The organism is Nocardioides panaciterrulae (assembly GCF_013409645.1).
In the GTDB taxonomy this organism is placed as follows: domain Bacteria; phylum Actinomycetota; class Actinomycetes; order Propionibacteriales; family Nocardioidaceae; genus Nocardioides; species Nocardioides panaciterrulae.
Map to the genome: position 1 here is coordinate 4,057,563 of NZ_JACCBG010000001.1, position 11,365 is coordinate 4,068,927.

Sequence of the window (11,365 nt, forward strand, 5' to 3'; positions counted from 1 at the left end):
CTCGGAGGGTTCGCTTGCGCTCACAGCGGCCCCACCCTCTCGGCACCGGTCACCAGCGGCTCCCAGATCTGCCAGGCGTAGGTGGCCAGCCCGTCGTCGAGCAGCCGGGACAGCGGCGCGCGTTCGCCGTAGACGCGCACGTGCCAGGGATCGGCGTCCTCGCCCTCGATGCCCCAGCTGTTGTTGGGGTCGGTGACCCACTCCCGGGCCGCGGCGTGCGCGGGCGACCGGTCGTCGCCGCGCAGCTCCCGGGCGTGCGCCTCCGCCCACGCGTGCGCGGTGGCCAGCGGCGCGGCCAGCGGCCGGCACAGGCCGAGGTCGCGCAGCTCGACCAGCTCCCGCAGCCGATCGACGGCGGTGTGGTCGAGCGGCCCGGCGGTGGCCCGCTGGGCGCCGGCCGAGCCCTTGCCGACCGTGTGCCCGGTCCAGTTCTGGTCGGGCCGGGCCGCGCTGAGCGCGAGCAGGTCTACCCAGGTGGCGAGGCGCTGCTTGGCCCGGAGCCGGGAGTAGCCGACCCGGACCACCCGGTTGCCGTACACGTCGGAGACGGTGCCGACCAGCCGCCGCCCGTCGCCGAGGTCGACGGCCACGTCGTGCGAGCCGGCGGCGCCGGCGCGCAGCTCGACGGTGCCGCGGAAGAGGTCCTGCACCTCCGCGGTGATCCGCTGCAGCGTCAGCTCGCCCAGCCGGAACGGCGGCAGGCTGCCGGCCAGCTGCTCGGCGAGCATCACGTCGTAGGGGCTCTCCCCCGCGATCACCGCGGTGATCAGCCGGTCGCCGATCGCCCAGCGACCCAGGCCGTCGAGGTCCACCGGGATCGCGTCGGCGACCTCGTCGGCCTCCAGCGGCGCGGAGACGTCGAGCCGACCGCGCAGGAAGCCGCGGACCGGGTGCACCAGGAACGCCTTGAGGTCGGCCAACGAGACGTCCTCGCGCGGCCGGTCGGCCAGCGGCCCGGGCAGGAACGCCGGCCGCGGGTGCCGTTCGCCGGCCGCCGCCCGGGCGCCCGCGAGCGCGGCCCTGTCGAAGCTGAACGGCCGGTCCCCCACGACCAGGCCGCCGGGCGTGAGGTTGCGCGCGTCGTAGGGCTGCAGCGGGTGCGCCGCCAGCACCGCGTCGCGCACCGGCGCGTCGGTGGTCCGGTCGAGGGCGTCGAGCAGCTCGCCGAGCGGTACGGCGGGGGGCCGGCCGGCGCCCGAGTGCTCGTTGGCGCCGGTGTAGGTGACCACCAGGGTCTCGGTGGCGGCGAGGATCGCGTCGAGCAGCAGCTGGCGGTCCTCGCTGCGCACGTCGCGCTCGCCGGTGAGCGGGCGCCGGGCCAGCGCGTCGTCGCCGTCGACCGCGCTGCTGCGCGGGAACAGCCCGTCGTCGAGGCCGACCAGGCAGACCACCCGGTGGGGCACCGAGCGCATCGGAACCATCGTGCAGACGGTGAGGGTGCCGGTGCGGAAGTTCGCGCGGGTCGGCCGGCCGCGCAGCCGGGACGCCAGCAGCGCCCGGACGTCGGCCAGCCGGAGGTCGACGCCGGCGCCGTCGGAGGCGGCGTCGGTGGCACGGGCGAGCTCCCGCTCGAGCTGCGGGACCTGCCAGGCGTCCTCGGGCGGCACCTCGGTGAGCCCGCGCACCCCCTCGTGGAGCCCGGCCATCCACTGCTCGACCCGGGTGGCGTCCGCCAGCGCGGTCAGCACCGCCTCGAGCCGGTTGAGCAGCTCGGCGAACCGGCCGACCAGGTCCAGGTCGCCGCTGCCGACGTCGTCCAGCGGCAGGCCACGACCCAGGTGACGGTGCCCGTCGCCGCTCATCGCGACCCCGAGGAGGATCCGGTCGAGCCCGGACCGCCAGGTGTTGTGGGCGAAGCCGCTCATCGCGAAGCCGCCGCGCTGCTCGGCGTCCAGGCCCCAGCGGATGCCGGCCTCACTCACCCAGCGGGTGATCCGGGCGAGGTCGTCGTCGGTGAGCCGGAAGCGCCGGCGCACGGGCTCGCGGCCGGCCAGGTCGAGCACCCCGGTCGCCGTGACCCGGCCGCCGGCGAGCTCGACCAGCGCGCCCCCGACCGCGAGCAGCGGGTTGGTGCTGGTCAGCGCGCGGTCGGCCAGCCGGACCCGGAGGCGGTGCGCGGGGTGGCCGTGGTCGCCCTCGACGACCTCACCGAGGCCGAACCCGGCGGAGATCAGCGGCGCGTAGGTCTCGATGTCGGGGCACATCACGAGGATGTCGCGCGGCTCGAGCGTCGGGTCGTCGTCGAGCAGGCCGACGAGCACCTCGCGCAGCACGTCGACCTGGCGGGCCGGCCCGTGGCAGGCGTGCACCTGCACCGACCGGTCGGCGGGGTCGTGCCGGCGCGCCGCCCGCGCGGCGGCGTCGGGCGCGCGGTTGGCGCGCAGGTCGTGCTGCAGCCGGCCCAGCAGCGTCTCCGGGCCGGCGCCGCCCGGGACCCCTGGCCCCCCTGCCTCCCCCGGGTCCCCGGCGGTCCCGCTCACCGGCGTCGTGGCCACGGTGTGCAGGGTGCGGCGCAGCTCGCGGGTGTCCCGGCCGAGGGAGGCGAGCAGCGGGTGATGGACCCGGTCCACGGAGTCGTCCTCCAGCCGGGGCACCGGGCCGCCGAGACCGGTCAGCTCGTCCCACAGGGCCGGCGAGGGCTGGGGCGGCCACAGGTGCACGTCGCGGTGCACGCCGAGGGCCTGGAGCAGCTCGACCTCCGTCACCGGCAGCCGGGTGTGCCCGAACAGCGAGAGCCGGCCGGGCAGCTCGAGTCCGTCGCCGCCGGCACGCAGCAGGGCCAGGGTCTGCGCGTGGCGCAGGTCCGGGGCCGGCTCGTCGACGTGCGCGACCAGTCGGCGCCACAGCTCGGGCTGCCAGCGCAGGTCGTCGTCGAGGTCACCGCCCGCGCCGTCGGTGTCCCGGCCCTCGCGCCAGTCGGTGACCAGGCTCGGCCGCTGGACGGCGTACGACGAGAACAGCCCGGCGAGCCGGCGGGCGACCGACCAGCGGCGGTTGCGCCGCAGCAGGCCCTCCTCCCCCTCCAGCCCGTGCCCGAGGTGCGCGGCGAGCGTGGCCGCCCACGGCTCGCCGAGGCTCGCGTCGAGCACCTCCAGCAGCGGCCAGACCAGCCGGTCGGGGTCCCAGACGTCGTCGCGCTCGCGGTCCAGCAGCATCGAGACCAGGGACCGCGGGTTGAGGAACCGCACCCCCGCGCACACCCCGTCACCACCCCGCGGGCCGGTGCCGAGCCGGTGCGAGAGCCGCTGGGTCAGCCAGCGCTCCACGCCCCGGGCCGGGACCACCACGACCTCCTCCGCGAACGGGTCCGCCAGCGGCTGCGCGAGCAGCTCGCCGAGGGCGTCGGCGAGCCGGTCGGTGCGCGGGGCGCGGTGGAGGTGGAGCGTCACGGACCGCACCCTATGCGGGCCCGCCGACGGCGGCTGGGACGGCGGCGCGTCCCGGGCCGGCCGCCCTCACGGTTCGGAGGTGACCCCGTCCGCCGTGCTGCTGCTCGGTGCCGGCGTGCTGTAGACGAGTGCGCGTGCCAGTGGGGGTGCGTCGCTCCCCGCCACCGCCGCCGGCGGCTTCCTGCGCAACCCCCACCCGCAGCCACCGATCACCGCAACCGCTCCGACCAGCGAGACGACGCTCGGCGTCTCGTCGAGCACGAGCCAGGAAGCTCCGATCCCCACGACCGGAACGAGCAGCGAGAACGGCGCGACGACGCCCGCGGGGTAGCGGCTGATCAGCACCGTCCACAGTCCCGAGCCCACGATCGTGCCGACGACCACGACGTAGACGAGCCCGATCAGACCGGAGAACTGCCCGGTCGACACTGCGTTGCCGAGCGCCGCCCACCCCGTCCCCGGACCCTCGACGACGGCCGAGAGCGCCAGCATCGGCAGCACGGGCACGACGCACATCCAGAGCATGAGCCGCATCGGGTCCTGCGCCTTGGCCAGGCGACTCCCCAGATTCCCGACGGCCCAGCCGAGCGCCCCCAACACTGTCAGCACCACCGGCAGCAGCCCCGCCCCGACCGCGCGATCCCACCCGATCAAGACCATGCCGGCGATGGCGATGCCGATGCCGATCCACTGCCGACGGCCGACCTGCTCACGCAGCAGGAGTGCCCCGAGAATCACGGTGAACGGCGCCGACGACTGCAGCACCAGCGACGCCAATCCGGTCGGCATGCCGATGCTCATCGCGGAGAAGAGGAAGGCGAACTGCAGGAAGCCGAACCCGAACCCGTAGAGCAGCAACCACTTCAGGGGCACACGAGGGCGCGGCACGAACAGCACCACGGGAACGGCGATGAACAGGAAGCGAAGAGCCGCGAAGAAGAAGGGTGGGAACTGGTCCAACCCGGCGCGGATCGCCAGGAAGTTCAGCCCCCACAGCACCGCGACCCCGACCCCGAGCAGCTTGTCATGAGTGGTCACGACAGCAACTGTGGTCGCCAACGAACCATCAGCACAAGCGAATCGTAGTGACCTATCAATGTAGATTCACTTCATGGACACGGAGCGGCTGAGGATCCTGCGGGAGCTGGCCGACCGAGGAACCGTCGCCGCGACGGCGGCGTCGCTGAACCTGACCCCGTCAGCGGTGTCACAGCAGCTGAAAGTCCTCGCCCGCGAGGCCGGCGTCGCCCTCCTCGAACCCGACGGTCGACGCGTCCGTCTCACCGATGCCGGTCGCGCCCTCGTCCTGCGCGCCGAGGACGTTCTCGGTGCCCTCGCCCGGGCCGAGGCGGAGATGGACTCCTACCGAGGCTCACCGCGCGGAACGGTGCGGGTCGCGATGTTCCCGTCGGGCGCCGCGCTTCTCCTCCCCGGCGTGCTCGACCGACTCGACGGAGTCGAGCTCGTGGCGGGGGACGAGGACTACCCCGCGTCCGAGGTGAGTCGGCTCCTGGCCGACTACGACATCGTCCTGACCCATCGCGACGAGCGGTCGCCTTCGGCGGCCGCACCCCGTGTCGCGGTGCGCACCCTGATGCGCGAGCCCATCGACCTCGTGCTGCCGAGGACCCATCGCTTCGCCGACGACGAGTCCGTCGACATCCACGACCTCGCCGGCGAGCGCTGGATCAGCGTGCGCGGCGGGTTTCCCGTTGACGACATCCTCAACTCGATCGCGACGGTCACCGGGATGCAACCGCGCGTGGTGCAGCGCATCAACGACTTCCGCGTGACCGAGGAGCTGGTCGCCCACGATCACGGGATCGCGCTGATGCCGACGCACGCCTCGACACATCCCGATGTGAGACGGGTCCACCTCGTCGGGGTGCGGGCCGCCCGCATCTACGACCTGGCCACTCGCCCCGGCGCAACGCGGCGTCCCGCCGTGGCCGCCGTGGTCGACGCATTCGTCGCCGAGGCGGCACGTGTGGGTTGACGCCCCAGGTGGCGCACGAGGGAGCCGCAGGCAGGGAGCGCCTCCGCGGAAGCCCGGAACTGCCGCCGATGCGGTAGGCTCGACCTCGTTGAAGGGATGGCCCTACCGGCTGTCCTGGCCGCACACGACGTCGCGGCTCGTATCTCGTACTCCTGGTTTCGGTTCGCTGGACATCAGTACAGGTGGATGTCTTCAGCGCCTCGAGGGCACATCGTCCTCGATACCGAACAAAGGAACAGATCATGGCTCAGGGCACCGTCAAGTGGTTCAACGCTGACAAGGGCTTCGGCTTCATCGCTCAGGATGGTGGCGGCGAGGACGTGTTCGTCCACTTCTCCGCCATCCAGTCCGGCGGCTACAAGTCGCTCGACGAGAACCAGAAGGTCGAGTTCGACCTCACCCAGGGCCCCAAGGGCCCCCAGGCGGAGAACGTCCGCGTCTCCTGATCTCAGCGCGAAGAGCCCCGACCGCAGACGCGGTCGGGGCTCTTCGTACGTGCTGCCTAGAGTGTGCCCATGAGTGCGAGTCACTGGGCCCGCCGGCTGGAGCAGGCGTGGGACGGCGGCCGGCGACGGCGAGCCGGCTCCCGACCGCCAGTCGACCTGCGGATCGAGCCGTACGTCGGCCACGGCAGTGACCAAGGGGTGGTGGCGCGCGGACGGGTCCTGGATGATCCGCGTCCTCCCGAGGCCGAGCAGGGCGAGGGCGTCGGCGCCGCGGTACGCCGTACCGTGCAACGGTTCCTGACCGACGACCTGCCGGGTGTGCCCCTTCGGGTCACCGTCGCGGGGACGGCTGTCGAGACCGTCACCGACGCCGACGGCTACTTCCGGGTGCACCTGCAGCCGGAGCCTGACCAGCTCACCGTCCCGTGGACCAGCGGGACCGTCGAGCTCACCGACGAGTACCGCGGCATCACCGATCCGAGGAGCACGTCGTTCGAGGTCCTGGTCCCGAGCCACGACGCGACGTTCGGGGTCATCTCGGACGTCGACGACACCATCCTCGAGACCGGCGTCCAGCGAGTCGGGCGGATGATCCAGCAGACGCTGACCGGCAACGCCCTCACCCGGACGCCCTTCCCGGGCGCGCCGGAGCTCTACGGCGACCTCGCGGCGGCCGGGGCCAACCCCGTCTTCTACGTCTCCTCCAGCCCCTGGAACCTGCACGGCTTCCTGGTGGCGTTCCTCCGACACCACAAGTTCCCGATGGGGCCGTTGCTGCTTCGCGACCTCCTCGGAACGTCCGCCGGTCGCGAGCAGAAGTCGGGCCGCATCCAGGAGGTCCTCGACCTTCATCCCCGGCTCCGGTTCGTGCTCATCGGCGACTCCGGAGAGAAGGATCCCGAGATCTACGCCGCCATCGCTCGGGCGAACCCGGGGCGGATTCTCGCGATCTACATCCGCGAGGTTCGTCTCGATCCGGGCGACGGTCGGGTGGAGGAGGTCTCGGGCACCTGGTCCGAGGACGTGCCCTTCGTGGTCGCGGCCGACACCGACGCCCTACGCCGGCACGCGGTCGCGGTCGGCCTGCTCTGATCCGCCCCCGGCCCCCCGGTCGAGGCCGGCGAGCCCGGCGACGGTGAGCTGGAGGTGGGCCACCCGGATGGGGGCGTAGGCTCGTCGGCAGCCGAACGAGGGAGTGCCCGTGAGTAGTCCGAAGCATCTGCTGGAGGCGTTGGAGCCGGTCGTCGCGGAGAATCTCGACCGCCACCTCGGGCTGGCCCAGGAGTGGCACCCCCATGACTACATCCCGTGGAGCGAGGGCCGCGACTTCGCGTTGCTCGGTGGCGAGGACTGGGCTCCGGAGCAGTCACGGCTCTCCGAGACCGCCAAGGCAGCGATGGTCACCAACCTGCTGACCGAGGACAACCTGCCCTCCTACCACCGCGAGATCGCCACCCGGTTCGGGCGCGACGGCGCCTGGGGCACCTGGGTCGGTCGCTGGACCGCCGAGGAGAACCGACACGGGATCGCCATGCGCGACTACCTGGTCGTGACTCGCGGGGTGGACCCGGTCGAGCTCGAGCGCGCCCGGATGGACTACATGACGTCCGGCTACGACTCCGGCGACAAGACTCCGCTGGAGGCGGTGACGTATGTGTCCTTCCAGGAGTTGGCCACTCGGGTCTCGCACCGCAACACCGGCAAGGTCACCAACGACCCCATCGCCGACCGGATGCTGGCCAGGATCTCCAAGGACGAGAACCTGCACATGGTCTTCTACCGCAACATCGTGGCGGCCGCGTTGGAGATCGCGCCCGACGAGACCATGCGAGCGATCGCTGATGAGGTCATCGGATTCGAGATGCCCGGCGCCACGATGGCCGGCTTCCGTCGCAACTCGATGATGATCGCGAAGGCTGGCATCTACGACCTGCGGCTGCACCACGACGACGTGATCATGCCGATCCTGCGCCATTGGAACGTCTTCGATCGCACCGGCCTCGGCGAGGTCGGCGAGCAGGCCCGCGAAGACCTCGCCGTCTTCCTGGAGGGCCTGGACACCCAGGCGTCCCGCTTCGTGGAGCGCCGTGCGGAGCACCGTGCCCGCGTCGCCGCCCAGTCTGACAGCGACGAGACGCCCGACATCGCCTCCTGAGCCCAGTCGGCAACCGCCCGTCCGGCGGCCACGGGCGCGGGCGCGCGTGGGTGCTGAGGAGTCCGGAGGACGTGCGTCGTCAGCCGGCCCCTCAGTCGCCCGGAGCGCTCGGCGGCCGGTATCCGGGTCGGCCGCTGGTCCCGGCCGAGCGCAGTGCGGCTCGTCCGAGCGAGCGGGCCGACCGCGAGATCGCGGGCTCGGGGACGCCGGAGATCGACGGGGGCATCACGACGACGGGACAGGTGGCGGCGTACACGATCCGATGGGCCAGCAGCGGTGACATCGACGGTCTCCGCGGCGCGCCGATCACCAACAGGTCCGCCTCGCGGGCCTCGTTCAGCAGGCCACGACGCCTGCTGCCGTGGATGACCCGGATCTCCACCCCGTGGTCATCACCCAGCACCTCGGCGACGTCTCGCGCCAGCTGGGCGTGCTGCTGCGCGCGCAGGCTGTCGGTGTCCTGGGGTGGCCGTGACGAGCTGCCCGAGGGCCCGGCCGCGGCGAGGGCCACCTGGTGGACGCGCACCGCGATCGCCCGCCCGCCGTTGGCCTCGGCCTGGGCGCGCGCCCAGGCCAGTGCACCGGGGGACTTCGACGTCGCGCTCACGCCCACGACGACGGTGTAGGGCTTGTCCTGGTTGGTCATGACGTCCTCGGCTTCTCGTGCGTTCCTCCGCTCAGACCGGCAGGAGGGTCTTCTGGTTGCCATCCTCGTCGAACTCGGTCAGGGGCGGTGCGATCTCCTCCAGCGACTTGCCCTCGGAGTCGACGCCCCAGATCGCCGCCACCACGGCTCCGAGCAGCATCACGCCGGTCGCCAGGAGGTAGCCCCAGAACATCGGGGTGCGGTCCGTGCCGTCCCCGATCAGCGCGCCGTAGAGCACCGGACCCATGGCACCGAAGACCTGGGCGATGGAGAAGAAGTACGAGATCGCCTGGCCGCGGACCTCCTGGGGGAAGATCTCCGAGACGGTGAGGTAGCCGGCGGAGGCTCCGGCGGAGGCGAAGAAGAACGCGACGCACCAGAAGGCCGTGTGGGTGATCGCGTTCAGGGCGTCGGCCTGGAACAGGAACGCCGAGACGGCCAGCACGATCCCGCTGATCGCGTAACACCCCCCGATCATCTTGCGACGCCCGACGGTGTCGAACAAGGGACCCAGCAGCAGCGGGCCGAGCAGGTTGCCGATCGCGAAGGGGAAGAAGAACAACGCTGCTTGTGCGGAACTGAGACCGTAGAAGTTCTTCAACACCAAGGCGTAGGTGAAGAAGATGGCGTTGTAGAGGAAGCTCTGCGTGATCATCAGCGTCAGGCCGAGCACCGTCCGGGTCGGATAGAGCTTGAAGAAGACATGGAGCAACTGCTTGGGCGTGAGTCCGGAGCCGGCCTTGATCCAGCGTGCCTCGGAGTCGTCATGGTCGGGGAGTTCCTCGCCGGAGTCCCGGACCTGGCCCTCGATCCAGTCCACGATCTCCTCGGCCTCGTCGGCGCGACCGTGAGTGACCATCCACCGGGGGCTCTCGGGGATGTGTCGACGCAGGTAGATGATCCCCAGTCCGAGCACCGGCCCGATGAAGAACGCGATCCGCCAGCCGACGTCCTGCCCGAAGCGGCTCGTGTCCAGGAGGATCGAGCTGGCGACGGCGCCGAGCGCGGCACCCGCCCAGTAGGTCCCGTTGATCGCCAGGTCCACCCGGCCGCGGTGCTTGCCGGGGATCAGCTCGTCGATCGCCGAGTTGACCGCCGAGTACTCACCGCCGATGCCCATGCCGGAGACGAAGCGGAACACCAGGAACACCCACATGTTGGGTGCCAGGCCCGCCAGCGCCGCGCCCACCAGGTACACGAGCAGGGTCATCGTGAACATCTTCTTGCGACCGAGGTGGTCGGTGAGCCGCCCGAACAGCAACGCTCCCGCCACCTCGCCCAAGAGGTAGACGGTGCCGGCCAGGCCGACCTGGGCCGCGGTCATGTCCAGCGTCTTCTCGAAGCCGCCGGCCGCGACGATCTGCACCTCCAGGCCGTCCAGGATCCAGGCGGTGCCCAGTCCGAAGATGACCATCCAGTGGAACCGCGCCCACGGCATGTCGTGCATCCGGGCCGGTATCAGGCTCTTGATCGGCCGGTCCTGCGCTGCCGCCGAACTGGACATGGGCAACCTCCCTCTAGGCACTCGCCAGAGGTAGATACCCGGAGGAAGGTCATCTTGAACGTCCGAATGTGCGAGCGGGGCCTGACCCGGATCCGGGTCAGGCGTTGGCGCGCTCGTCGATCCGGTTCTTCGCGAGGCTGGCGAGCGCCGCGGCGGCGAGCACCACGACGATGAAGCCGAGCGAGGTGAGGATGCCGATCTCCGGCAGCGGCACCGACCCGAGGTGGTCGATCTGCGAGCCGTGCAGCGCCTCGATGATCAGCTTCACGCCGATGAAGGCGAGGATCGCCGACAGCCCGATGTTGAGGTAGACCAGCCGCTCGAGCAGCCCGCCGACGAGGAAGTAGAGCTGGCGCAGGCCCATCAGCGCGAAGGCGTTGGCGGTGAAGATGACGAACGCGTCCTGGGTGAGGCCGAAGATCGCCGGGATCGAGTCCAGCGCGAAGACCACGTTGGCCAGCCCGATCGCGGCGATCGCGATCACCAGCGGCGTGTAGCTGCGCCGACCGTCCTCCCGGACCGCGAGCCGGTCACCGTGGTAGTCGCGGGTCAGCGGGAGCACCCGGCGCAGCGCCTTCAGCAGGCGGTACTCCTGGAAGTCGGGCTCGTCGTCGTCCTCGCGCAGCAGCGTCACCGCGGTGTAGATCAGCAGCACGCCGAAGAGGTAGAAGGTCCACGACGCGGCCGCGATCAGCGCCGCCCCGGCGAGGATGAAGACCGCGCGCATCACCATCGACAGCACGATGCCGATGTAGAGCACCTTGTCCTGCGCCAACGGCGGCACCGCGAACCTCGCCATGATGATCACGAACACGAAGAGGTTGTCCACCGAGAGGCTGTACTCGGTGATGTAGCCGGAGAAGAACTCCGCACCGGTGTGCCCTCCCGCGGTCAACGCCAGGACGGCGCCGAAGGCGAGCGCGAGAGCGACGTAGAACGTCACCCAGCGCACCGACTCGCTGAGCGTGACCTCGTGGTCGCGCCGGGCGATGACCCGCAGGTCGACGTACACGATGACGGCGAGGAACGCGAGGGTCGCGACCCAGGCGGAGAGCGGGACGGCACTGATCACTGAAACCTCCGGAGGCAGGGTGGGGCTCCGGAGGTCTCTTCCACCGGCGTACGCCGGCCTCGGGCGCCGGGCCAGGACTGGGCCTGTCCGTGATGACGACGGTCCGAGAGTGGGAATACTCCCCTCCAACGAGGAGGGACCCTACCGGTCACGGCGG

The 11,365-nt window shown here is 71.5% G+C and carries 9 protein-coding genes; 4 read left to right on the forward strand and 5 right to left on the reverse strand.

The window, feature by feature from the left end; all coding sequences use genetic code 11:
• Nucleotides 1-20: 20 nt before the first annotated feature.
• Together recC and BJZ21_RS19345 are read right to left on the reverse strand one after the other, a co-directional pair.
• Nucleotides 21-3,389: an exodeoxyribonuclease V subunit gamma gene (recC, locus tag BJZ21_RS19340; RefSeq protein WP_179665245.1), complete on the reverse strand. Its 3,369-nt coding sequence runs from the start codon at nucleotides 3,387-3,389 to the stop codon at nucleotides 21-23.
• Between the two features lie 66 nt (nucleotides 3,390-3,455).
• The gene (locus BJZ21_RS19345) at nucleotides 3,456-4,427 is read right to left on the reverse strand and encodes an EamA family transporter (RefSeq protein ID WP_179665246.1); all 972 of its coding nucleotides are present in this window, start codon (nucleotides 4,425-4,427) and stop codon (nucleotides 3,456-3,458) included.
• A 73-nt stretch (nucleotides 4,428-4,500) separates the two neighbouring features.
• Between BJZ21_RS19345 and BJZ21_RS19350 the strand changes: the two genes are divergently transcribed.
• From BJZ21_RS19350 to BJZ21_RS19365, 4 genes are all read left to right on the forward strand, one after another.
• Nucleotides 4,501-5,385: a LysR family transcriptional regulator gene (locus tag BJZ21_RS19350; RefSeq protein ID WP_179665247.1), complete on the forward strand. Its 885-nt coding sequence runs from the start codon at nucleotides 4,501-4,503 to the stop codon at nucleotides 5,383-5,385.
• A gap of 242 nt (nucleotides 5,386-5,627) precedes the next feature.
• Entirely contained in the window at nucleotides 5,628-5,831 is a 204-nt protein-coding gene (locus BJZ21_RS19355; RefSeq protein WP_179665248.1) for a cold-shock protein, read from the forward strand.
• A gap of 69 nt (nucleotides 5,832-5,900) precedes the next feature.
• Nucleotides 5,901-6,923 (forward strand): App1 family protein phosphatidate phosphatase, encoded by a 1,023-nt coding sequence (locus BJZ21_RS19360; protein ID WP_179665249.1) that lies wholly within the window; start codon nucleotides 5,901-5,903, stop codon nucleotides 6,921-6,923.
• Between the two features lie 109 nt (nucleotides 6,924-7,032).
• Nucleotides 7,033-7,986, forward strand: coding sequence for an acyl-ACP desaturase (locus tag BJZ21_RS19365; protein ID WP_343052234.1), 954 nt, complete (start codon nucleotides 7,033-7,035; stop codon nucleotides 7,984-7,986).
• 91 nt (nucleotides 7,987-8,077) lie between these two features.
• Here BJZ21_RS19365 and BJZ21_RS19370 read toward each other — a convergent pair whose 3' ends face one another.
• The 3 genes from BJZ21_RS19370 to BJZ21_RS19380 all read right to left on the reverse strand — a co-directional run bounded on the left by BJZ21_RS19370 (nucleotide 8,078) and on the right by BJZ21_RS19380 (nucleotide 11,208).
• Nucleotides 8,078-8,632: a universal stress protein gene (locus BJZ21_RS19370; RefSeq protein WP_179665251.1), complete on the reverse strand. Its 555-nt coding sequence runs from the start codon at nucleotides 8,630-8,632 to the stop codon at nucleotides 8,078-8,080.
• A 31-nt stretch (nucleotides 8,633-8,663) separates the two neighbouring features.
• The gene (locus BJZ21_RS19375) at nucleotides 8,664-10,136 is read right to left on the reverse strand and encodes an MFS transporter (protein ID WP_179665252.1); all 1,473 of its coding nucleotides are present in this window, start codon (nucleotides 10,134-10,136) and stop codon (nucleotides 8,664-8,666) included.
• Between the two features lie 97 nt (nucleotides 10,137-10,233).
• On the reverse strand, nucleotides 10,234-11,208 hold the full coding sequence (locus BJZ21_RS19380) for a TerC/Alx family metal homeostasis membrane protein (RefSeq protein ID WP_343052235.1): 975 nt from the start codon (nucleotides 11,206-11,208) through the stop codon (nucleotides 10,234-10,236).
• Between the last annotated feature and the right edge of the window lie 157 nt (nucleotides 11,209-11,365).